Source organism: Exiguobacterium sp. s64 (genome assembly GCF_018618035.1).
GTDB lineage: Bacteria > Bacillota > Bacilli > Exiguobacteriales > Exiguobacteriaceae > Exiguobacterium > Exiguobacterium mexicanum_A.
In genome coordinates this window covers 26,896-49,563 of record NZ_JACSLH010000001.1, presented here as the reverse complement: position 1 = coordinate 49,563, position 22,668 = coordinate 26,896, and the positions used below count along the sequence as shown (strand labels likewise).

General features: G+C 51.1%; 29 protein-coding genes. 6 read left to right on the top strand and 23 right to left on the bottom strand.

Features of this window, described 5'->3' with window-relative positions; genetic code table 11:
- Positions 1–10: 10 nt before the first annotated feature.
- A complete protein-coding gene (locus KNP64_RS00265) occupies positions 11–382 on the bottom strand; it encodes a rhodanese-like domain-containing protein (protein WP_251126230.1) in 372 nt (123 codons plus the stop codon).
- A gap of 113 nt (positions 383–495) precedes the next feature.
- Here KNP64_RS00265 and KNP64_RS00260 point away from each other — a divergent pair, with 113 nt between their 5' ends.
- The 3 genes from KNP64_RS00260 (at position 496) to KNP64_RS00250 (ending at position 3,447) form a co-directional block, all read left to right on the top strand.
- Complete coding sequence (locus tag KNP64_RS00260; RefSeq protein ID WP_029595926.1) at positions 496–792, top strand: rhodanese-like domain-containing protein; 297 nt, start codon at positions 496–498, stop codon at positions 790–792.
- A 69-nt stretch (positions 793–861) separates the two neighbouring features.
- Complete coding sequence (locus KNP64_RS00255; protein ID WP_034776653.1) at positions 862–2,262, top strand: MBL fold metallo-hydrolase; 1,401 nt, start codon at positions 862–864, stop codon at positions 2,260–2,262.
- 63 nt (positions 2,263–2,325) lie between these two features.
- Positions 2,326–3,447, top strand: coding sequence for a redoxin family protein (locus KNP64_RS00250; protein WP_214791749.1), 1,122 nt, complete (start codon positions 2,326–2,328; stop codon positions 3,445–3,447).
- A gap of 68 nt (positions 3,448–3,515) precedes the next feature.
- On the opposite strand, the gene KNP64_RS14940 is transcribed toward KNP64_RS00250, so the two are convergent.
- The 4 genes from KNP64_RS14940 to KNP64_RS00230 form a co-directional block, all read right to left on the bottom strand.
- Positions 3,516–4,106 (bottom strand): YrvL family regulatory protein, encoded by a 591-nt coding sequence (locus KNP64_RS14940; RefSeq protein WP_371815260.1) that lies wholly within the window; start codon positions 4,104–4,106, stop codon positions 3,516–3,518.
- On the bottom strand, positions 4,013–4,765 hold the full coding sequence (nfsA, locus tag KNP64_RS00240; protein ID WP_214791753.1) for an oxygen-insensitive NADPH nitroreductase: 753 nt from the start codon (positions 4,763–4,765) through the stop codon (positions 4,013–4,015). Before nfsA ends, KNP64_RS14940 begins: the two co-directional genes overlap by 94 nt.
- 138 nt (positions 4,766–4,903) lie before the next feature.
- Positions 4,904–6,373 (bottom strand): catalase, encoded by a 1,470-nt coding sequence (locus KNP64_RS00235; protein WP_214763706.1) that lies wholly within the window; start codon positions 6,371–6,373, stop codon positions 4,904–4,906.
- 108 nt (positions 6,374–6,481) lie between these two features.
- Positions 6,482–7,063: a DUF2238 domain-containing protein gene (locus KNP64_RS00230; protein WP_052090087.1), complete on the bottom strand. Its 582-nt coding sequence runs from the start codon at positions 7,061–7,063 to the stop codon at positions 6,482–6,484.
- Between the two features lie 154 nt (positions 7,064–7,217).
- On the opposite strand from KNP64_RS00230, the gene KNP64_RS00225 reads away from it, so the two are divergent.
- Positions 7,218–7,631 (top strand): VOC family protein, encoded by a 414-nt coding sequence (locus KNP64_RS00225; RefSeq protein WP_214791755.1) that lies wholly within the window; start codon positions 7,218–7,220, stop codon positions 7,629–7,631.
- 218 nt (positions 7,632–7,849) lie between these two features.
- A complete protein-coding gene (locus tag KNP64_RS00220; protein ID WP_214791757.1) occupies positions 7,850–8,398 on the top strand; it encodes a GrpB family protein in 549 nt (182 codons plus the stop codon).
- A gap of 153 nt (positions 8,399–8,551) precedes the next feature.
- On the opposite strand, the gene KNP64_RS00215 is transcribed toward KNP64_RS00220, so the two are convergent.
- The 11 genes from KNP64_RS00215 to KNP64_RS00165 form a co-directional block, all read right to left on the bottom strand.
- The gene (locus KNP64_RS00215; RefSeq protein ID WP_214791759.1) at positions 8,552–9,277 is read right to left on the bottom strand and encodes a class I SAM-dependent DNA methyltransferase; all 726 of its coding nucleotides are present in this window, start codon (positions 9,275–9,277) and stop codon (positions 8,552–8,554) included.
- On the bottom strand, positions 9,277–9,624 hold the full coding sequence (gene rsfS / locus KNP64_RS00210; protein ID WP_034776639.1) for a ribosome silencing factor: 348 nt from the start codon (positions 9,622–9,624) through the stop codon (positions 9,277–9,279). Before rsfS ends, KNP64_RS00215 begins: the two co-directional genes overlap by 1 nt.
- Positions 9,625–9,634: 10 nt before the next feature.
- The gene (gene yqeK / locus KNP64_RS00205; RefSeq protein WP_214707941.1) at positions 9,635–10,192 is read right to left on the bottom strand and encodes a bis(5'-nucleosyl)-tetraphosphatase (symmetrical) YqeK; all 558 of its coding nucleotides are present in this window, start codon (positions 10,190–10,192) and stop codon (positions 9,635–9,637) included.
- Positions 10,182–10,751, bottom strand: a complete 570-nt coding sequence (locus KNP64_RS00200) for a nicotinate-nucleotide adenylyltransferase (protein WP_214791761.1) — start codon at positions 10,749–10,751, stop codon at positions 10,182–10,184. The genes yqeK and KNP64_RS00200 overlap by 11 nt, the downstream gene beginning before the upstream one ends.
- A complete protein-coding gene (gene yhbY, locus KNP64_RS00195) occupies positions 10,748–11,044 on the bottom strand; it encodes a ribosome assembly RNA-binding protein YhbY (RefSeq protein ID WP_034776635.1) in 297 nt (98 codons plus the stop codon). The genes KNP64_RS00200 and yhbY overlap by 4 nt, the downstream gene beginning before the upstream one ends.
- 5 nt (positions 11,045–11,049) lie before the next feature.
- The gene (aroE, locus tag KNP64_RS00190) at positions 11,050–11,835 is read right to left on the bottom strand and encodes a shikimate dehydrogenase (protein WP_214763701.1); all 786 of its coding nucleotides are present in this window, start codon (positions 11,833–11,835) and stop codon (positions 11,050–11,052) included.
- Positions 11,832–12,944 carry a ribosome biogenesis GTPase YqeH gene (gene yqeH, locus KNP64_RS00185; RefSeq protein WP_214764016.1) on the bottom strand — a complete coding sequence of 371 codons (1,113 nt, stop codon included), beginning with the start codon at positions 12,942–12,944 and terminating at the stop codon, positions 11,832–11,834. The genes aroE and yqeH overlap by 4 nt, the downstream gene beginning before the upstream one ends.
- A 134-nt stretch (positions 12,945–13,078) precedes the next feature.
- Positions 13,079–13,705, bottom strand: a complete 627-nt coding sequence (locus KNP64_RS00180; RefSeq protein WP_034776630.1) for a YqeG family HAD IIIA-type phosphatase — start codon at positions 13,703–13,705, stop codon at positions 13,079–13,081.
- Between the two features lie 127 nt (positions 13,706–13,832).
- Positions 13,833–14,615 carry a phosphatidylserine decarboxylase gene (locus KNP64_RS00175; protein WP_214763700.1) on the bottom strand — a complete coding sequence of 261 codons (783 nt, stop codon included), beginning with the start codon at positions 14,613–14,615 and terminating at the stop codon, positions 13,833–13,835.
- Positions 14,612–15,031: a thioredoxin family protein gene (locus tag KNP64_RS00170; RefSeq protein ID WP_034776627.1), complete on the bottom strand. Its 420-nt coding sequence runs from the start codon at positions 15,029–15,031 to the stop codon at positions 14,612–14,614. Before KNP64_RS00170 ends, KNP64_RS00175 begins: the two co-directional genes overlap by 4 nt.
- 67 nt (positions 15,032–15,098) lie before the next feature.
- On the bottom strand, positions 15,099–15,293 hold the full coding sequence (locus KNP64_RS00165; RefSeq protein WP_034776626.1) for a YjzD family protein: 195 nt from the start codon (positions 15,291–15,293) through the stop codon (positions 15,099–15,101).
- Between the two features lie 165 nt (positions 15,294–15,458).
- On the opposite strand from KNP64_RS00165, the gene KNP64_RS00160 reads away from it, so the two are divergent.
- Positions 15,459–16,271 (top strand): Cof-type HAD-IIB family hydrolase, encoded by an 813-nt coding sequence (locus KNP64_RS00160; RefSeq protein ID WP_214791763.1) that lies wholly within the window; start codon positions 15,459–15,461, stop codon positions 16,269–16,271.
- 45 nt (positions 16,272–16,316) lie between these two features.
- On the opposite strand, the gene KNP64_RS00155 is transcribed toward KNP64_RS00160, so the two are convergent.
- The 7 genes from KNP64_RS00155 to KNP64_RS00130 all read right to left on the bottom strand — a co-directional run bounded on the left by KNP64_RS00155 (position 16,317) and on the right by KNP64_RS00130 (position 22,527).
- Complete coding sequence (locus KNP64_RS00155; protein ID WP_232939043.1) at positions 16,317–16,568, bottom strand: nucleoside phosphorylase-I family protein; 252 nt, start codon at positions 16,566–16,568, stop codon at positions 16,317–16,319.
- 9 nt (positions 16,569–16,577) lie between these two features.
- Entirely contained in the window at positions 16,578–16,700 is a 123-nt protein-coding gene (locus KNP64_RS14895; RefSeq protein ID WP_256441343.1) for a hypothetical protein, read from the bottom strand.
- 74 nt (positions 16,701–16,774) lie between these two features.
- Positions 16,775–17,623 carry a YitT family protein gene (locus KNP64_RS00150; RefSeq protein WP_034776620.1) on the bottom strand — a complete coding sequence of 283 codons (849 nt, stop codon included), beginning with the start codon at positions 17,621–17,623 and terminating at the stop codon, positions 16,775–16,777.
- 146 nt (positions 17,624–17,769) lie between these two features.
- Entirely contained in the window at positions 17,770–20,067 is a 2,298-nt protein-coding gene (locus KNP64_RS00145; protein ID WP_214763695.1) for a glycoside hydrolase family 65 protein, read from the bottom strand.
- Between the two features lie 210 nt (positions 20,068–20,277).
- Positions 20,278–20,685 carry a general stress protein gene (locus KNP64_RS00140; protein WP_214791765.1) on the bottom strand — a complete coding sequence of 136 codons (408 nt, stop codon included), beginning with the start codon at positions 20,683–20,685 and terminating at the stop codon, positions 20,278–20,280.
- Positions 20,682–21,491: a YsnF/AvaK domain-containing protein gene (locus KNP64_RS00135; protein WP_214791767.1), complete on the bottom strand. Its 810-nt coding sequence runs from the start codon at positions 21,489–21,491 to the stop codon at positions 20,682–20,684. Before KNP64_RS00135 ends, KNP64_RS00140 begins: the two co-directional genes overlap by 4 nt.
- 88 nt (positions 21,492–21,579) lie before the next feature.
- The gene (locus KNP64_RS00130) at positions 21,580–22,527 is read right to left on the bottom strand and encodes a YsnF/AvaK domain-containing protein (protein ID WP_214763692.1); all 948 of its coding nucleotides are present in this window, start codon (positions 22,525–22,527) and stop codon (positions 21,580–21,582) included.
- Positions 22,528–22,668: the final 141 nt, after the last annotated feature.

The window sequence follows — 22,668 nt, the reverse complement described above, 5'->3', positions numbered from 1 at the left end:
AAGTAAGTTTTTATTTTTGTTCCCAGGCAATCATGCCGCCCGAGACATCATAAATTTCAGTGTAGCCACGTTCTTTCAACAGTTGTGCCGCTTGGGCACTTCGATTTCCGCTCCGGCAGATGACATAGATCGGTTCATCTTTCGGATAAGGCAATTCGGTTTCATTTAATGAAGAAAGTGGTGCGTTCACCGCTCCTTCGATATGCCCCCCCTCGTATTCGTCTACTTCTCGGACGTCTAACAAGGTTATTTCTTCGTTTTCCAATCTGTTTTGTAGTGTTTCCACGTCGATTTTTGTGATTCCAGTCTCTTTGGACGTGAAAAGGACGATTCCGATCGTCACCAGCACCAAAATCGATAAAATCATCATGAATTTCTTCAATTTTCGACCTCCGATTCTTTTTCTTGCATTCAGTATACCTCAGGGGGTATATTGAAAACAACGAAAGAAACTCACTTCAAAAATTCTACAATCACAAAGGAGATCAATGACTCATGAAAACCATTTCGACAACTGAACTAGAAACATTGCTTCAATCTGACGAGACACTCAACTTGATTGATGTTCGGGAGACAGACGAATTTGCAGGTGGCCACATCAAGCAAGCGAAAAACGTGCCACTCTCTGAATTCGGTGCGAAAGTCGATGAGCTCGATCGTTCGAAACCGATTCACGTCATCTGTGCAGCAGGCGGACGAAGCATGAACGCTTCGGCTTACCTTGATTCACTCGGCTTCGATGTCATCAACGTCGATGGCGGCATGATGAGCTGGACGGGCGAAACAGTCTAACAATCTTCTATATATATATTTCAAAAACGACAATCGTTTACAGTCAACTATTCTTAGGGGGTATTTCACATGTTATTACGTTATTTCTATGATCAAAAATTAGCACAAGCATCTTATATGGTTGGTTGCCAAATGACCGGCGAGGCCGTCGTCATCGACCCGGCCCGTAACATCACACCTTATCTTCAGGAAGCTGAAAAAGAAGGCATGAAGATTGTCGCGACGGCTGAGACTCACATCCACGCCGACTTCGTCTCAGGTTCACTCGAGCTTGCGAAACGTACCGGTTCAACGGCTTATCTATCAGACGAAGGCGACGCGTCATGGAAATATGCATTCGCGAAAGACATCGACTCAAAACTCGTCAAAGATGGCGACACGTTCAAAGTCGGTAACGTCACACTCGAAGTCATGCATACACCAGGGCACACGCCAGAACATATCTCGTTCTTGCTCTACGACCGAAACCAAACACAACCAATGGGTATCTTCACAGGCGACTTCGTCTTCGTCGGCGATATCGGTCGTCCTGACTTGCTCGAAGAAGCAGCCGGTGTAAAAGGAACGACAGCAATCGGTGCCGAGCAAATGTTCGACTCGCTCAAGAAGTTCAAAGATCTTCCTGACTTCGTTCAAGTTTGGCCGGGTCACGGTGCCGGAAGTGCCTGCGGGAAAGCGCTCGGCGCCATCCCGACATCGACGGTCGGTTACGAGAAAGCGACGAACTGGGCGCTTCAAATGACAGACAAAGACGCGTTCATCAAAGAGTTGACGACGGACCAACCAGAACCGCCGAACTACTTCGCGATGATGAAAAAAGTGAACAAAGAAGGCATCCAAGTCACGAACGAAATCGCTCGTCCAGAAGTCGTCGGTTCGGACCGCCTCGATACGCTCGTCGAGGAAACACAAGTCGTCGATACGCGTAAAGGGGAAGAGTTCGCCAAAGGTCACGTCCCAGGCACAATCAACATCCCTTACAACACGAAGTTCGTCTCATGGGCCGGCTGGCTCGTCAACTTCGACAAAGACATCACGCTCATCGCGAGCGCGGAAGATGTCGATCAAGTACAGACGGACCTCCAATCAATCGGTCTCGACCGTCTCCGCTTCGTCGTCCCAGTCGAAGAACTCGGTCAAGAACTGTTGACGGAAACGTACACAGATGTGACAGCGGAACAAGCGATCGAGTCGGCAGAAAAAGGTGACGTTTTCGTCCTCGATGTCCGAAATGCGACAGAATGGAACGCGAGCCACTACGAGAAAGCCGAGCGCATCCTACTCGGTAAACTGGCACGCGACCATGAAGGTCTCCCGACAGATCAAACAATCGCCGTTCACTGTGCATCTGGCGTCCGTTCACGAATGGCCGCGAGTGTGCTTCAATCACTCGGCTACAAGGATATCCAAAACATCCTCGGTGGCTATGGCGCGATGAAGACTGTCCTCAATGCAGAACAAATCGGCTAATGCTATACTACAAACAAAGAAAGCGCCCACTCGTTTGGGCGCTTTTTCTCTAGGAGGGATTCTGTGATTGCCATCGGTCCATTGAACGTTCGACTCGATTTGCTGGCTATGATGGCCAGCCTACTTATTCTCTACATCGGCTTTAAAAAAATCGGCTTGTCAGAAAAAGAACGCGACGCCGTCCTCGGCACCTGGTTCGCCGGCTTTCTCGCATGGAAAGGAAGTGCGATCGTCCTCGGTCTCGCGTCGACGGGAAGTTTGGCCTTATCCCTTTATGCGACCGGCGGCACGTGGTCACTTCTCATTGCCGCTGCCGTGATTGCTATTTTTGTATTCCGGCTCACGCCTAGCCTTCGTGGCTATTGGTTGTTCTCGGCCTTGGTCTTTTGGTTTGCGGTGACGCTCGTCGTCCCCAAATATGGGATGCTCCCACTGCTCTCATCTCCGCAACCGCTCCATATCTATATGGCCGGCCTAATCGCCTTGCTGCTCGTCACGACATGGCGCTGGATGCAGAGTCCTACGCTCGGATTGTTACTCTGGACCGTGGTCGGTGCGTTCGCGATTTGGTCGGTCGGGTCGCTTGTGACCGATACATTCGAGTTGTGGTCGCTCATTCCGCTCTTTCTTCTCATCGCCGTCGCCACATATGTAGCACGGCCATCTCAAAAGGCGGTCCAATACGGACTCGGGCTCATCGTCGTGCTCGCCGTCATCAATGCGAGCTTACCGGACGAGACGCCACGGCTCGAGGCCGACTCGTCCCAGACCGGATTGAACATCGGCCAAGTCCTACCGAATTTTGAGTTGAAGCGAACCGATGGGACGCCGTTCAACTTGGAAGATTTACGCGGTGAGCGGGTCGTCGTCAACTTCTGGGCATCGTGGTGCCCTCCGTGCCGGGCCGAGATGCCGGATATGGCCAAGTTTGCCCGAGAACAAGACGATGTGACCATCGTCGCCGTCAATACGACGACGAGTGAACGGGACATCGAGGATGCGCGGACGTTCGTCGCCCCATATGAAGATGCGTTCAAGGTCGTCTATGACGAGGAAGGAATCGTCGGTAACGCCTACCGAATTCAAGCGATGCCGACAACATACGTCCTTGATGAAAATGGGGTCATCATTGCCAAGCAATTCGGCGCGATCGACCACGCCTGGCTCGATGCTCAGACAAATTGAAAATAAAGGAGCGGTTTTCTCTCGATTGAGAAAAGCCGCTCCTTTGTTTGTCTCGCCGGTAATTCTACTCATCTTTTTTCGTAAGCTTCAAATTCTTTTGAACCTCGTTTTGGAGGATCAGGATTTTGTTGAATAGATAACCACCCTACTAGACCTGTGACAAGCGAGAACAGACTGATCCCCAGTTGAGAAATCGACACAGACGTCATCAATCGGTCAATGATGTTAATAATGATGAATGTACTCATGATGTGAAGGAACAAAGCTAACATCTCTGTATGTGATTGGATGACATTGAGAGTCGTCAACGCCTTCAATAAAGCCGACAGAAACAAGTTAATCGGGATCTCTGACAGTCCGTATACGAGGAAGAAGAGGAGCAGACTCCACAACGATTCATATTGTAGACCGAGTATTTTCAAGATTAGAAATTCAAGAGATGTAAACACAATCAATATGATTAAAACAATCAACGTACAAATCAATAAAGGTTTGATTCCTTTTATCGTGATTGCCCCCTTCTGTTTAGACAGCGTCCCCAAATTAAAAACCGCCTGAGCGGTTCTTAATTTTGCTTTAAATAACCTTGAGTCTTCAAGAAGTCTTTTACGTCGAGCCGGGTCTGTTTCGATAACATCCGTCCCATTTGTCCGGTCCACGTGTCGCTTCGTTGGTTCGACCCACGGGCCGCGTAGTAGTCATGAATCGTCGCATCATACGCATCGAGTTCTTGTTTCAGTTGCTCGGTGTCGGCGACGTATGTGTTCTCGTGATAAATATGTTCGAGCGGGAGGCGCGGTTTCTGGTCTTCGACGTGCTCCGGGACACCGACGGCAAGTCCGAAGAGCGGCAATACCCGCTCCGGTAAACTGAGCAGTTCCTTCACAGCGAACATGTCATTGCGGATTCCGCCGATATAGCAAATGCCGAGGCCCATCGATTCAGCGGCCACGACCGCGTTTTGGGACGCGAGCGCGGCATCGATGACCGCGACGAGCAACTTCTCGTCCGTCTCGAGCGTCGCATTCACGTCTGCCTCCCGCAGTTCTCCAATCAACTCGTGTCGATACAAATCGGCGCAGAAGACGAAGAAGTGACCGTTGTCGATGACGTATTGCTGGTTACCGGCGATTTCGGCTAGCCTTGCTTTCTTCTCCGGGTCGGTCACCCCGATGATAGAATAGGCTTGGATGAAGCTCGACGTCGAAGCGCGCTGGGCACTCTCGACGATGAGTCGGATTTGTTCGTCGGTCAACGTCTCATTCGTGAATGAGCGGACGGAGCGATGATTCAATAGTGTGTCGATGACTTGGTTCATGTGTAACATCCCCCTTTTTTCTTATCTTGGCATATGGACGGGCTTGGGACAATTTTTGAGATTCGAACCACTTATCCTCCTAAGGTAAAAAAAAAAACAAAAACAGAGATGCAGCTACGCATCTCTGTTGCGGACAAGTTATTCCGTCACTTGATTCAAGAATGGTGTGATATCGACGTTGAGTGCTTCCGAGAGACGCGCGCCGAGGTCGCGGTCGGCCCGGTAGAAGTTGCAAATCAAGAGCAGCACCGTATTCTCGTGGCGAACTTCTTTAATGTGTGCCACCAAGTTGTTCACGAGCGCCGTTTTCTCTTCTTCCGAGTAGCGACGGTACACTTCACCCGCTTGACCGAAGTCGTTCGTCTTCTCGATTTTTTGACGACCGGCTACGCCTGTGAGCGGTTGTTCCGTCTCGATATAAGCCGCGTCCGGTTTCGGTGCGTCCTCATAGCGGTTTGGTTCATAGTTGACCGGGCTCGTCTGTTGTTTGAACGGCATCGCCCCATCACGCTGATTGTTCGACACTTGTGCGAACGGGCAGTTGATTGGGAGCTGCAAGTAGTTTGCCCCGATGCGGTAACGTTGCGTGTCCGAATACGAGAACAAGCGGCCTTGGAGCATCTTGTCTTCAGACGGTTGAATTCCAGGAACGAGCACACCCGGGTTGAAACCGACCGACTCTGTCTCGGCGAAGAAGTTGTCGACGTTCTTGTTGAGTGTCATCGTACCGACAAGTTGATACGGGATGACGTCTTCGAACCAATCTTTCGTCGCGTCGAGCGGATCGAAGTCAAAGTTGTCCATATCGGCCGGGTCGAGGATTTGGACGTAAAGATCCCACTCCGGGAAGTCGCCTTCCTCGATGGCGTTGAACAAGTCGCGTGTCGCATGGTTGAAGTCTTCGGCCTGCACTTTCGCCGCTTCTTCCATCGACAAGTTTTTAATACCTTGTTTCGGGACCCAACGGAGTTTTATGTACACCGTGTTTCCGTATTCGTTGACCCATTTGAATGAGTGGACCGATGAGCCGCGCATATGACGGTATGACGCTGGAATTCCTTCATCGCTGAACAAGTGGATGAGCATGCTCGTCGATTCCGGCGTGAGCGACATGAAGTCGAAGAAACGGTCCGGGTCTTGCAGGTTCGTCCGCGGGTCCGGTTTGAGTGAGTGGATTACATCCGGGAATTTGATGGCGTCACGGATAAAGAAGACCGGCAAGTTGTTTCCGACGAAGTCGTAGTTCCCTTCTTCCGTGTAAAACTTGACCGAGAATCCACGTGGGTCACGAAGCGTCTCTGGTGAGCCGAGACCATGAATGACGGTCGAGAAGCGAGCAAAGATTGGTGTCTCTTGTCCCTCTTCCTGCAAAAATTTGGCTTTTGTATATCGTTTCATGCTATTTTTAACTTTGAAGACACCGTGGGCTCCGGCGCCACGGGCATGAACGACCCGTTCCGGTACGCGCTCACGGTCAAAGTGGGCGAGTTTCTCAATTAGCTGATAATCTTCGAGAAGTGTCGGGCCGCGACGACCCGCTGTGATGGAGTTGGCGTTATCCCCGATTGGGACGCCTTGGTTAGTAGTTAGATGACGGTGTTGATCCATTAATATTGCCTCCTCTTAATAATCATTATTACAAGATTAATAATATTAAAAGATAATAATTATTACAAATAAAACGCTCGATGGACTCGAGCGTTTTTGAAATCGCTTTCAATTTTTATGTTTGTTACGTTGTTCTTTCCGATGGATTTCGGTCACAAGGAGAGCCGCAATAATACCTCCGAGTGATCCCGCGACGATGTCGACCATCGTGTCATCATTCCCGTTCCCTTGCATCGTCGTGTTCAACACCAAGTCCGATGTGAATTCATACATTTCCCAAAGCGCTGCCCCGGCCATTGCGAAAACAACGATATAGACGAAGACGAACCGCTTCGGCATCTCGAGCCGGATGTCCTCATCAAGTCGACTTAAGAAATCGAAGCCGAGAAACGCCAAGAACACGCCGCTCAACACGTGAAGAAACGTGTCCCACCAACCGTTCGAATATAAACCGACAATCGACCCCAAGTACTGCGACGCAAACAAGAATAAGATATAGGCGACTTTCATTTTAGCGTCGAACTCAGTTTTGAACGTCTTCTCGAGTATGAACGGAATCAAACCCGACACGATCCCCGCCCCGGCGACACTCGCGTCAAACCATTCCCCTTCGATAATCGACGTGATGAGAATGATTGCCATGAACAACACGAACCCGAATTCTAGTAGACGTCCTCGTGTCAGTTTCATCTCCTTACGCCTTCTTTCGTAAGAATGTCTCACCTACTCCATTCCCGTTTCAGCGACCGTTTCAACAACCTTGTCCGAAAATTCGTGCTTTTGTCGGATTCTTCCGTCACCCGTTTGTCTCATACTGAAAGAAACGATTCGAGGAGGAACACTCATGACGATCAACCCTTATCTCAATTTCAATGGCGACTGTCGCGACGCCGTCCTGTTTTATGCCGACGTCTTCGCCGAGCCCGCCCCGGATATCATGGCGTTCGGTGCCCAGCCTGGACCGGACGGTGAACCTGTACCGGACGAGCTGGCCGACCTCGTCCTCCATGCCCGTCTGAGCGTCCATGGTACATCGCTCATGTTTTCGGACGCTATGCCGGACGGTCCGGTCACGTTCGGGCAGAACATCACACTCGCCGTCGTGACAGATGACCTCCACGCCATCCGTCGAGAATTCGAGGCTTTATCTGCCGGTGGCCGTGTCCTTATGCCGCTCCAAGAGACGTTCTGGAGCAAGGCGTATGGCATGGTCGAAGACCGTTTCGGTGTCCAATGGCAATTCAGTCACGAGGCTTGACCATGACAAAGACCCCATGCTACTTGCAATGGGGTCTTTCGACTCTTTTTATGATTAGCATTATGACGGGGCCATGAATCAACATTGAATTACTTGTGAACGGAGAAACAAGGCTGTAAGCAAAATGAGATAAAAATTATCTGTTTCTCTATATCGCGTTTAAAAATGAGATTCTGGGTATAAAGTGAAAAAAACTTTCAGGGAGATGGGATAAACTCATGAAAGAAGACAAACACGAACACTCAAATATTCCAATTTGGGCTTATGAGACTATTGAAATAGAAGATTCTAACGTGCATTGGGCACGGTTAGGTCTACAAGAAACAAGAGAGTTGTTCGACTTACTTTCAAAGTTTGACATCAAGGAAGCAGAACACATAGGTAGTACGGCCGTTCCTGGTCTACCCGCAAAACCTATTATAGATGTGATGATTAGTATCGAATCGTTTGAAAAAATCCACGATATTGTTGATACATTAACGTTGCATGATTGGCACTATGTACCACCTGAACTAGATGGACAAACCTGGCGGAGATTTTTTGTGAAAGTAAAAAATGATAAGCGAGTTGCTCATTTACACATCATGAAAGTGGCAGAAGATCGTTGGGGAAAACAGATTGAGTTTCGAGATAAATTACGAGACAATCCTTCGCTTGTAAAAGAGTACGGGCTTCTTAAAAGGCATTTAGCAAAAGAATTTCGTAATGACCGAGAAAAGTATACTCAAGCTAAAGCTGCCTTTATAAGTCAAGTATTAAACACCTGACTTGGAGGCACGGAAACACGAATTGGGCAAACATGACTGCAACAATGCTTCACTTCGGGCAGAACCATCAATAAAAAAAGAATCAGACCGCATGTTGCGATTTGATTCGTTAACAGCTCGAGACCCCATCGCAAATCCGCGATGGGGTCTCGTTTATTTCTGGGCGACAAAAAAGATTCGTTCTGCGTTCGGGCCCGGGGCTTGGTCCGTGAAGTCAGCGGTGACCGATTTCACATGGAAGCCGGCCCCGATGAGCCACTGCATATATTGCCCCGGCTCGTACGTCCGTTGCTCGTGTGTCTCTTCAACACGCTCATACGTGCCATCTTCGAGGGCGACGAAGAACGTCAAATCGTGAACGACCGAGAGCGGTGCTTCGCCCGGGTCGGCGAACCAGATGTACGAGCAATCTTCTCCGTTCGAGGCATACGTCTTCTGATTGAAGAGCGTCTGCATCTTGTTCGGCGAATGTACATCGAAGATGAACATGCCACCCGGTTTCAATTGTTCGTACACCGCCTCGAACGTGTCGATGACGTCGGCCTCATCCTCGAGGTAGCAGAGCGAGTCACAAAGGATCGTCACGGCGTCGACCGGGTGTGGCAATTCAAGCTCCCGCATGTCCTGTTGCCAGAGCGGGAGTGTGATGCCTGCCTCGAGCGCCTTCTCTTGGGCGATTTCGAGCATCGACTCGGATAAATCGAGTCCGATCGTCTCGTAATGTTCCGCCAAGCGAATCGTGGCCGAGCCCGTCCCGCATCCGACGTCAGCAAGCGATGCACCGTCTTGGACGTGGCGACGCACGAAGGCGACCCAGTCCTCGTACGGGGCATCTTTCATTAACTCATCGTAGACGTAGGCGAACCCTTCGTACGCCATTAGCCGACTTCCACTTCAACGTGTGGCGCATCTGCCCACAATTTTTCAAGGTTGTAGTAGTCGCGGTCATCGCGATGGAAGATGTGGACGACGACGTTTTCGAGGTCAGCGAGCACCCAACGTGCCGAGTCCATGCCTTCGAATTTGTGGAGCGGAAGCTCATGCTCGCCGGCCACGTCTTTGATTTCGCGTGCAATCGCTTGGACTTGCTTCTCTGAGTTACCGTGGCAGATGACGAAATAATCTGCGACCGGTGAGATGCCTTCCATGTCGAGGACGACGATATCTTCGGCACGCTTATCGTCAGCGGCCTTCACGATTAATTCTAATTCTTCTTTTACAGTCATACTGTACCTCCTAGGGTGTTTTCACAAAATGGTTATACGTCTCAATCGTCAGTGGAAAGATTCGCACCGACTTCTTCAATAAATAATCGATTGTCTGACGCAACGTCGCGACGACGGCCGCTTCGAGCGAACGGTCCGCGAGGTCACGCAACGTGTCGACGCCCGGATACGACCGGTTCGGTTCAATCGCGTCCGCGACGAATAAAATCTGGTCGAGGCGTGACATGCCAGGCTCTCCGGTCGTATGGTTCTTAATGGCCGATACAACGGCCGGGTCAAGGTCATACGCCCGGTCTAACAGAATCGCGCCGACCGGTGCATGCAGCAGTTCGTCATCGAACGCAAGCAAGCTCGGGTCAAGGTTTTCCTCGACCACGACTTGGCGCATCATATCGCTATCCAAATATTTCGCATAGTCATGCAACATCGCCGCGAGACGTGCTTGCTCCACATCGGCACCGTATAAACGGGCCAACCGATCTGCCGTCTCAACGACACCGAGCGTGTGGATATAGCGTTTCTCCGGTAATGTCGCCTCAATCAATGATTGTGCTTCCTCATACGTCATACAAGTTGCGCTCCTTGATATAAGTTTCGACATCGTGTGGGACGAGATATTTGATTGACTTGTCCCGTTTCGCCCGTTCCCGGATATCGGTCGATGAGATCTCGAGTTGCGGCATATCGATTGTGCGCACATCTGCCTGTCTCGGGATGCGATACCGGCTACCCGGACGCGCAACGGCCCCGAACGTGACGAGGGTCACGAGCGTGTCGTAATCGTACCACTTCTCGAGCGACTCGAGCGAGTCCGCCCCGATCAAGAAGAAAAACGTGTCATCTGGGTACATGTCCCGCAACCGTCTCATCGTCTCGACCGTGTAAGACGGTTCGTCGCGTTCAAACTCGATCAAGCTCAGCTTGAAATCGGCTTGGTCCGCGATCGCCCGTCGTGTCATCTCGATCCGATCCTCGGCCGGACTGAACCCCGCCTTGTGAGGCGGGATCGCCGCCGGTAGAAACCAGACCTCGTCGAGGGCGAGCTGTTCACGTGCCTGCTCGGCAATCAACAAATGACCGAGATGCGGCGGGTCGAACGTGCCTCCCATCAGGCCGATGCGGCTCATGGAAGTTTAATTTGGCGATTTTCTTTCTCGGTCGCCTGTTTGTACAAGACGATGACTTTTCCGATCACTTGAACGACTTCGGCTTTCGTGCCCTCAGCCAATTCACCGGCTACATCTTTCGGCGTATCGGCACAGTTTTGGAGCACTTGAACTTTCAAGAGCTCACGTTTTTCGAGCGCGTCGCTGATGTCTTTGCACATCGCTTCGCTGACTCCATTTTTCCCGACCTGGTAAATCGGTGAAAGGTGGTGTGCTTCAGCACGTAAAAAGCGTTTTTGTTTACCTGATAACATACTATTTATTCCTCCAATAAGCTTTCAATTAACTTCATTCCGACAAGTTGATCCGGTCTCACACCTGTCCAATATTCAAACGCCAAAGCGCCTTGTCCGACGAACATGGCAGTTCCGTTGACGATTTTCGCGTCATTTTTGGCGGCTTCCTTTAAAAACGGTGTGACGAGTGGACGATATATGATATCACAAACGACGGTGTTTTGTCGTAAACCTTTTAATGATCGAGGCGAATGGATACCATCCATCCCCACCGAAGTCGTCTGGATGATCACGTCATAGCATGAGGGATCAACGTCGGTGAGCGCCTGCGCTTCAATGCCGAACGCCTCCGCGAGACGCTCCGCTCGTTCCATCGTTCGGTTTGTGACCGTGACGGCTCGGGTCGGCAAGGCGCTGATAATCCCGCGCGCTGCCCCACCTGCCCCGATAACGAGCACACGTCCCGTCCAATCGGTATGACGGTCGAGTGCGGTGACTAGACCCACACCGTCCGTATTCGTCCCAATCAGCTTTCCTTCCCGTTTATAGACGGTGTTGACGGCACCGGCGGCTTCAGCCGCCTGATCAAGTTCGTCGAGATACGGGATGACCGCCTCTTTGTACGGAATCGTGACGTTAAAGCCGTCCCAGACGCCGTCCCTCATCGCTTGAAACAAGTCCCCGAGCTCGTCCGGGGCGACGTCAAGTGCCTCATAGCGCCCGAAAAGCCCAGACGCGCTCAGCCACTGCTCGTGCAGGACGGGAGAGAGCGAATGAGCAATCGGGTGACCGAGGACGGCCAGTCTCATACGAGCGCCTCACGCAATGTGACGGCCACTCCTTTTGGTGCCCATGCGGCGATGCGTCCACCTTTTCCGTGAATCGCAACCCAACCGAGTCCGCTGAAGACGATGTCGGTCTTGACGCCGTCACGGAGACTGAACTCGTGACGCACGAGCGGAGGCAACATTTGTAATGTCTTCTCGTTCGGCGGGTTGAGCATCTTACCAATATGGTTTTCGTATAGTTCATCTGCTTTGTCGAGCTTCGTCCGGTGTGTCTTCAACTCGTTTGACATGTAGACAACGAATGAGCGCTTGTTGCCTTCCATGTAGTCGAGACGGGCGAGTCCACCGAAGAAGAGCGTCTGTTGCGGGTTCAACTGGAACACGTGCGGCTTGATCTCTTTTTTCGGGGTGATCGTTTTCAAATCTTTCGCATCGACGTAATGCGCCATTTGGTGACGATTGATAATCCCTGGCGTGTCATAAAGGTTCGCATCATCATCGAGCGGGATATCGATCAAGTCGAGCGTCGTTCCCGGGAAATGACTGACCGTGATGATGGCCTCGTCCTCTGCCCCGAAACGCTTGATGATTTGGTTGATGAGCGTCGACTTCCCGACGTTCGTACAACCGACGACATAGACGTCCTTGCCTTTACGATAGTACTCAATTTTCTCTGCGAGCTCGTCGATGCCGTGCCCTTTTTTCGCACTAATTAAGTGCACATCGACCGGGTTCAAGCCGAGCTCTTTCGCTTCAGACTTCATCCAGTTGGCCATCCGGTTCGGGTTGACCGACTTCGGTAATAAGTCGACTTTGTTTCCGACCAAGAGGACCGGGTTCGTGCCGACTGAGCGTTGAAGCCCTGGCAACCAGCTACCGTTGAAGTCGAAAATATCGACGATTTTAATGACGAGCGCTTCTTTAGCACTGATGCCGTTCAAGATGCGCAAGAAGTCGTCATCTGTCAATTCGACGTCTTGAATTTGATTGTAGTGCTTCAATTTGAAGCAGCGTTGGCAAATGACGATCTCGCGATCGAGTGCCGATTTTGGTGCATAACCGACACCGGTCGGGTCTTCCGTTTGAATGGCGACGCCGCAACCGGCGCAATAACGTTTTGTTTCTTCCATAATGTTGTCTGCTGTCATTTGAGTTGCCTCTTCTTCATTCACCGTAGCGCCTCGCCGCTACTCCTGAAGCGTTAATTCCGACGCCTTACGCGCCGTACATGGACAGCCTCCTTCTTCCTGTGCGTTCGAGGTCCTTATTCATCTTTTTTATGTGAATCTTCGGAACGAGAGTGCATCGCTTCACCGATTTTCTCAGCGACCGCCACTTTGGCGCGCTTCGCATCGACAGCGATTTCCTCAACTTTTTTCGTGATCAACACGTACTTCCCGCGACGTTTCATATGGGCGAACACGACTTTTTCAAGCATGCGATTGAACTTGGTGACGAGTCCGTCCGTCTTGACGACCGGTTGCACGTGGATGACGTGAATTCCGGCCATATTGGCGCCGAGCACGTCCGTGAACAATTGATCGCCTAAGAAGATGGCTTCTTTCGTCGAGTATCCATATTTTGCGAGCGCCTGTTTGAATCCAGACGGCAACGGCTTTTTCGCACGCGCCACATAGTGAAGGCCGAGCGGTTCCGTGAACGTACGTACGCGGTTCTCGTTGTTATTCGAGACGACGATGACATCGAGTCCGTGTGATTTCACTTTTTCAAGCCATAGCAAAAGAAGCTCCGGTGCGTGCGGGACGTCCCAGGCTACGAGTGTATTATCAAGGTCCGTCAAAATGACGCGGACCCCACGGTCTTTCAATTCTTCAAGGTCGATGTCAAAAACTGACGCGACGAACTGTTTCGGATAAAGTCGATTAAACACGTTTAAATTCCTCCAATTAGCTAAAGCGATTCAACTACTATACATGTAGTGATATCCCTTCTATGGTAAACGAAAACCGACCAAACGACTAGTGTATCGTTCGGTCGGCCTGAAAAAGTTTTAAAAATCAATCGTTTTGCATCGTACCGATGACTTCTCCGAGTCGTACCGGACCGATTTTTGCTGGGTCGATCGTGACGCGGTCTTTCTCAAAACAGAGGATGACGGTCGAACCGAACGAGAAGTATCCGACCTCTTCTCCTTTGGCAGCGCGGTCGCCGTCGAGCGTCCATTCGATCGTGTTGACGTTTAAGGCGCCGACCATGATATGTTCGTACAACCCGGCCGCCGTTTCAAAGCGTGTGACGCGGCGATAGTTTCGTGAGAGCGGACGAACCGTCTCCGTCAAGCCGATGTCATTGACCGGGGCCGAACGGTCACCGAGCTCGTAGTGGCTGAGCACCCGCCCGGCGAGCGGGACGTGGACGCGATGATAGTCGCGTGGGCTCAAGTAGAGGACACAGACCGTGCCGCCGGCGTAACGTCTCGCTTCTTGTTGCGACCCGAGCAGTTCGGCGAGCGTGTACGATTGTCCCTTCACTTCGAAGCGGCTATCGTCCGTGATATCGGCCACGATGGATAATTTCCCGTCACATGGCGAGACGACCGAGTCCGGACTTGCATCGATCGGCCGGACCCCTTCTTTCAAATGACGTGTAAAAAAGGCGTGCAGGCTCGGATAAGCCTCGATCGGCTCCGCCGCTTCATCAAGATTGATTTGATACGTTTTCGCAAACGAAGGGATGAAGGACCGGCTCGCTGACGATTCAGCGAAGGCACGGAGTCGTTTGGCAATGACCGGGGTCGCGTTCAACTCAAACAAAGTCTGATACAAGCGGCTTTTGATCACTGTGCGCCCTCCTCGTTTTTAAAGAACGTCTCGTATTGTTGTTCAGAGACGGCACCTTCCACACGACCGACTTCTTTTCCATCTTGGAAACGAATCATTGTCGGTGTTCCGTTGATGCCGTAAGTCGTCCAGACGTTGTGGTCGGCCAAGTTGATCGACACGGCGTCATATTCTTCGATGAGTGGCTCGACGTACGGTTTGACTTGCTCACAGTATTCGCAACCAGTCTGCCAGAAGTAGACAACAACTTCCTCTTCTTCTGAAATCTTCGTCTCAAGCTCGTCCGGTGTGACAGCGTTGACGCCTGTCTCCTCGTTCGCATTGTTCAAGAAGAACAAGAGAGCGATCCCGACGATGATGATGACACCGATGATGGCGAACGTGATGAAGTTCGCCCGTTTGGCACTATTTTTCATATTCGATTCCTCCTAAATAATATAAAAAGAACTGACTCGGATATGAGCCAGCTTGGTTGTGGACGTCTTACTTCTCTTGGGCGACGTCGCTAATCCCCATATCTTGGTTAAGCGTGTCCAAGAGTACAATAAAGATCGTGATGACGACGCCAAAGAATGTCGCGAGCATCGCGTTGAACGACACGCCATCGACAGCAGAAATGATAAAGATTGCTGTATTCGAAAGCAAGATCGCCCAGAACAATGTGACTAAGTAACGCATCGATAGTCCCCTCCATCTCACAGATGATTCATGAAAAATTCATACGACCTTAGTATAGCATTGTTACCGTAAAATGTGCGACCTCGATTGTATATTCTTTCCGTCGAAACGGGAAATATGGTACGGTTTGAGAAATAAGCATCTCGTAGAAAAGAGGAACCCTTTATGTCACGTTATTTAATCGCAGTCGATTTAGATGGAACGTTGTTGCGCGACGACAAGACGATCAGTGAGCGCAACGTGCGCGCGCTTCAAGCGGCCCGTGAGGCCGGTCATGAAGTCATGATCGCGACCGGACGCCCACAACGCCATTCGATCATGTATTACGAAGAGCTCGGCTTGACGACACCGCTCATCAACTTTAACGGAGCGCTCGTCCATCACCCGAAAGATCCGTCATACAAAGTGACGCACCGGCCGATTCCCCTCAAGACGGCGCACGAGATTATCGAGGAAGTATCGGAAACGAAAGCGCACAACATCGTCGTCGAAGTGACCGACCACGTCTACTTCCATAAAGACCCGCAAGAGTTTTATAGCCCGTATGCCGAGCGCGCGCTCAGCGTCACGTCAGGCAACTTGCTCAAGCATTTGCAGGATGAGCCGACATCGCTCCTCATCCACGCGACGAAAGAGCACGTCGACAACGTCCGCGCTCGTTTGAATAAAGTCCACGCAGAGGCCGTCTTGAACCGCCAATGGCGCATGCCGGAGCACATGATTGAGGTCATGAGCCAGAACACGTCAAAAGCGCTCGGGTTGCGCGAAGTGTCGAAACATCTCGGCATCAACCGCAAAAACATCATCGCGTTCGGCGACGAGGAAAACGACCTCGAGATGCTCGACTACGTCGGCACCGGCGTCGCGATGGGCAACGCCATCAGCCAGTTGAAAGCCGTCGCGGATGAAGTGACCGCGTCGAACATGGAAGACGGCATCGCCATCTACCTCGAAGAACAGCTTGGCATCAAAGCATAATCCACACACCGACTGTTCCTGCAGTCGGTGTGTTTTGCGATTTGCCTACAGAAAGCGCATCAAATAGTCGTCAAAAATCTTGGTCATGACTTTCGGGGTGTTCGCGATGTACACATTGATTTGCTCCGCGTTCGAGTCATACGGATCCGCGTCGCGTTCATCCGTCGGGAAGTCAGAGATGCCTTTGATGATGATACACTCGACGTCATTTTTCTTGCAGATATAGGCGATCGCGCCTGCTTCCGTATCCGCGATGGTGACGTTATGCTCTTTGAGTTCTAGATAATCGTTCCACATCACGACCGCTCAATCAACCGTCCTCATGAAGTACTCGCCATACGGGTAGCTGAACCACTCATCCGCTTTGACGTCATAATACTCCAATGTCGCTTCATATTCCCACTTCGTCGCAATACTGACTCCAATCATCGCACGTCCCCCTCACACTCGTTTTATCTCTATCTATACAATAACCCCCGCTGAGCGTTCAGCGGGGATTTATTTTAGCGTCGGAACGCACCTTCGACATTTTCAGTCGGAACCATGTTGATGAAGACGCTTGGATCGGCGTCTTTACAGATTCGCGTGATTTCACGCACTTCGTGGCGCTGGGCGACCATCATGAGCGTCGCTTTCTCGACTTTCGAATACGTACCGATTGCCGGCATGAGCGTGATGCCGCGGAAAACATGCTGATGCAGTTCTTTCGTCACTTCGTCCGGATGACTCGTGACGATGAAGAGCGTCTGCCGCTGCGTGTTCGTATAAATTTCGTCGATGACTTTCGACGTGACGTATAAGAAGACAATCGTATAAAGCGCGGTCGGCCACCCGAACAAAGCACCAGCCCAAAGCGCGATCATCATGTTCATGAGGAAAAGATAGACGCCGACCGAATTGTTCGTGAACTTCGCCAAGATGAGGGCGACGATATCAAATCCACCGGTCGAGGCACCGAAGCGAATCGTGATCCCCGAACCGATGGCGAGCAAAACCCCGCCGAACACAGCGTTCAAAAGCGGGTCGTCCGAAATGATTGACGACTGCGGAAGCACGCGAATAAACACGGTAACTGCCGCAACACTGATCAACGTATGAATCATCATGTTCTTGCCGAGCATGAAGTAGCTGACGATCAAGAGCGGCACGTTCAAGACGAAGAACCAAATCCCTTCTCCGAGCTCAAACGGTGTCCCCGCAAACAGTTTCGTAAAGATTTGGGCGAGCCCTGTAAATCCGGTCGAGTATACCCCCGCCGGGATTAAGAATAATGTCATAGATAATGCAACGAACACTCCCCCGATAATCGAAACGATCCCGATGCGTGCGTGTTCTTTAACGGCTTCCGTCAAGTTTTGTCTCCCCTTTCAAAAATGGCTAAGAATCAAGATAACATAGTTTTCTAGTGCTGCCTACCATAAAAATAATGGGATTTGTTCGCGCTTCTCATAAAAAAAACAAGCCGGCCGAGGCCGACTTGTTGAGCTGATGCGTTTGGTCACGCTTTCACTGTCTCGATGGTCACCGCATCGTTTGCCGGGACCGTGACGACGTTTCCGTAGACACGGATCGATACGTCCGTACCGCCCGTCTGTTTGATTGTCACTTGTTCACGCGTCGACGTGACCGTCAAGTGATGACCGCGCCAGAGCATGTTGAACGAGTACCCGTTCCAGCCCTTAGGAATCATCGGGCTGAACGTGAGCTCCGACTCGAGGGCGCGCATGCCTGCGAAACCGTGAACGATCGACATCCATGAACCGACCATTGATGTGATGTGAAGCCCGTCTTCTGTATCGTTGTTATAGTTATCGAGATCGAGTCGTGCCGAACGTTGGTACAACTCGACCGCCTTGTCTTCGTAACCGACTTCGGCCGCAATGATTGAGTAGACGCAAGGCGACAAGCTCGACTCGTGGACCGTACGCGGCTCATAAAAGTCGAAGTTGGCCCGCTTCTGTTCGACCGTGAAGCGGTCGCTGAACGTATAGAGCCCTTGGAGTACGTCCGCTTGTTTGATGAAGTTCGAGCGGAGGATGCGGTCCCACGACCAGTTTTGGTTGAGCGGCAAGTGTTTCGGATCAAGGTCTTTCACCAAAATCTGTTCTTTATCCATGAAGCCGTCCTGTTGCATGAACACGTCTGGGACGAGGTCATCTTTCGGATAGTACATCTTCGTTTGGATATCGTTCCACTTCGCGAGTTCTTCGTCTGAAAGACCGAGCATCGCGACAAGTTCTTCAAGGCGCGCTGGCTCTGCTTCTTTCAAATAGTTGTACACTTCTTGCGTGTACTCGAGCGTCCACGCGGCAATCAAGTTCGTATACCAGTTGTTGTTGACGTTGTTGTCGTATTCGTTCGGACCTGTGACGCCTAGGATCATATACACGTCTTTGTGCGGGACAAAGTTGACGCGGCTCGCCCAGTAACGCGAGATCTCGACCAATACTTCAAGTCCGTATTGACCTAGGTATGACTTGTCGCCCGTGAAGTTCGTATAGTTGAAGATGGCGTGGGCGATCGCACCGTTCCGGTGAATCTCTTCATGCGTGATTTCCCACTCGTTGTGGCACTCTTCGCCGTTCATCGTCACCATCGGATAGAGGGCGCCTTCCATGCCGACGTTCTTGACCGAGTTCTCTTTTGCTTGCGGCAATTGGTTGTGACGATATTTGAGCAAGTTCCATGAGACTTCCGGTTTCGTCGTTGCCAAGTAGAAGTGGAGGCAATATGCTTCCGTATCCCAGTATGTGGCACCGCCGTATTTCTCACCGGTGAACCCTTTCGGTCCGATGTTGAGGCGCGAGTCTTCACCTGTGTACGTTTGATACATGTTGAAGATGTTGAAGCGGATGCCTTGTTGCGCTTCGGCGTCCCCATCGATGCGGACGTCGGCATCTTCCCAACGAGCGAGCCATGCTTCTGTCTGCTCGGCGAGAAGCGTTTCAAAGCCTTTCTCAAACGCCATCTCAACGCGTTGCATTCCCGTCGACTGCAATTCCTCGACTTCGTAGTCACGGTTCGTGACGACCGAGACGTATTTGTACGCTGTCGCCGTCTCGCCAGCTGCCGCCGTGACTGTGAATTTGTTGGCGACGTAAAGATCAGTCGCTTCGAGCACTTCACAACGGGCTCCTTCGACGTCTGCGATCATCGAGGCCGTGATGTGCCAGTCGAGCTTCTTCGTTTTCGTTGTCACGAATCCGAAACGTTCTTCAACACCATGCTCGACCGGTAACCAGAACTTCTCATCATAGTTCGAATCCTCATTGACGACATCGCCGTCCAAGTAAGGTGTGAATTCAACTTTCGCTTCGTAGTTCACCGGAGTGACGTTGTAACGGATTGCCAAAATCTCTTTATCGACGATTGAGAAGAAACGGACGACTTCGACGTTCGTCTCTTCCGTTCCGTTCACGAGCGTGAACGTCCGTGTGAGGACGCCGCGTTGCATATCAAGTTCACGCGTGAAGTCTTTCACTTCCCACTTCGCCAAGTCGACCGGCGTCCCGTTGATGGCGACACGAAGCCCAACGACGTTCGTCGCGTTCAATACTTTTGCGAAGTACTCCGGATAACCGTTCTTCCACCAACCGACACGTGTCTTATCTGGGTAATAAATACCGGCCACATAGAAGCCTTGGTGTGTATCGTTTGAATAATCTTCTTCAAAGTTGCCACGCATCCCCATATGTCCATTCCCGAGCGAGGTAATTGATTCCGCCAGGCGATTTTCTTCCGGATGTAGGCCTTTTTCCGTTACTTTCCATTCGTCAACTGCAAACAATCGTTTCATCTGTCTGCCACTCCTTTTTCTCTACAAGGCTACTCGTCATTAGACAATCGAATCATGCAACCGTTTGTCTATGAAAGCGCTGTATTTCAATCTCACCTCTCATTTTACACGACTCGCACGAGAATGCAATCGTTTGCATAAACTTTTTTTTTACTTTTTGGAGCAAACAAAGAACCTACCACCTTTTCAAGAAGGCAGTAGGTGCTCTAGTCACTTGTCTTGGTCGCGCCCGAACGCCGCGTTCGCTTCGTGCCCTTCGAACGCCGGGTTGTTTCCGTCATTGAACCCCGTGTCCGGTTCATCGAGAATCAAGGCGTAGCCTCCGTTTAAAATATCGCCATACGCGCGGTTGACGTCGTCGTCAGCGAGACCGAGGTCCAGCAAGGCCCGCTTCACTTCCTCCTCGCCTTCCGCGACGCCAGTGAATTTCTGCATCCAGTTCGCGTTCGCTTCTTCCACTTTCGCATCGGTCTTCCGTTTGACGAGCGAGACATCGTCTTGATCTTTCGCGACGACGAACACATCACTTTCATCGTAACCTTCTTCGGTCAGTTGATCGATTTTGGCGACGAGTGCCGCCTCCTCTGGATACGTATCTACAAAACGACGTTTACTCATTGTGTCTCATCCTTTCGCGTTGTATGGTCTTCGACCATGACATCGGCTTGTCCGACTTCGGTCACTTCGATTTCTTCTTTGCGGAGCGTTTCCGTCATCGTCTTGACGTCTTCGGTCACTTGTTTTCGAACGATGATTTCTTCGACGACGACAGGACGTTTGACGATGAACGCCCGTTCCTCGATGACTTGAATCCGAAGATGGTCCCCTTCGTCAATCGTGCGAATGCCGGGCTGATTAAAGTCATAGTCCTCGAGCACGTCTTCTGACCCTGGTGTCCGCTCCACATGAACCTGTTCCTTGCGGACCGGGACTTCAATCTCTTGTTCGGTCTCCGCGACGTGTCGATTGATGACGACTTCTCCTGCTTGGACCGCTTGCTTCTCGATCGTCAACCGTTCCTCGTGTAAGGCGAGCGTCTGTTCCTCCGTCTTCGGCGCGGGTTCGGTCTTCGAACTCGTCGCATTAAACTGTTGTTCACTCCGGTCCGCGTCGACATAGAGGAAGAGTCTACCTTGTTCAACTTCTTTCGCAAAGCGGTCTTGTTGCTCTGACGTCAAGCGCATGCTTTTGAGCCAGCGTTCGATTGGCCGCTCACTCGACGTGACGAGCGAGGCGACCGTTCCCGGTTCATCGGTGACGAGAACATAGAGGTTCGAGTGACGTCGGACAGCGTCCGCCACATCGGCCCGCTTGACAAGGACGTACATGTCTTCTTCTTCATACCCTTCTCGTTTTAAATCGACCGTTCGATTAAGCAACGCATCGGGATGATCAAATACTTCTGAGATGATTGCATGTTTCATGGCGTTCGTTCCTCCTCTAGTCAATTGGCGAAAAAAAGGATGGTCCCTCAGAGAGAGCCATCCTTGTCGAGGTACTTAGTCAATCAGATTAGAAGCGGTCGCGCTCATCACGACGTGTATGGTCGCGGTCATGATCACGGTGGCGAAGGTCGTCTTCCCCTTCGACGTGCGCCTCTTCTTTACGTAACGTCTCACGTACCGTTTCTGTATCTTTCACTTTCTCTTTGCCGACGACGATTTCTTCGGCGACGACATCTTTCTTCGTCACATCGACGCGCTCTTCCGTGACCGGCACGCGAATCTCATCGCGGTCCGTTGTCGCATCGAATGAATGTCCTGTCGCTTCACGGTCCCCATCAACGCGACGGCGTTCGACGTAGACTTCGTCGCGCTCGACTTCGACATCGACACGTTCTTCGTGTTCGACGACATCTTTCTCGACGCGAACCTCTCCTGTTTGAACACGCTCTTTGTTCACTTGGAGACGCTCTTCATGCAATTCGAGCTTTTGCTCATCCGTCAAATCCGTGCGGTTACGAATGTCTTCATCCATATCGTTGAATCGTTCCGATGGAATACCAGTGCTTGAAGCTCCTGTCATCCCGACGTCACGTGCGGTCATGTTGCCTGCTTCGTTGCCTTCTGAACCGTAGCCAGCTGATGTGCGGCCACCTTCGAACGTCGAGTTACGACCGTCATCTAAGATGCCGTCGTTCGAGTCCAACAAGAGGACGAATCCACCGTTCTCGATGTCTTGACGGTGACGTGCTGTCTCTTCTTCTGAGAAACCGAGTTTATCGAACGTATGTCGAACTTCGTCTTCTCCGTCCGCGACTCCAAAGAAGCGATCAAGCCATGACGCTTTCGTTTCTTTTACTTCTGCATCCGTTTCGCCGCGAACCATCGAAAGGTTCGATTTATCTTTCACAACGACGTACAAATCGTCTTCGCGATGCCCCTCGGCACGAAGTTGATCAATTTTTGCCACGAGCTCTGACTCCTGATAGTAAGTGCCTACATAACGTTTGTTATCCATGATTGTATCTCCCTTTCACATTCTGTATTTTTTGGTTATTGGCTAGGCGGATTCGTAATGATCTGCCATTCGGCCGGTAATGTAGATATTCCCTTGCAACTCCGTTTCATGCATTTCTTTCATAATTGTAATCTGTTTGTA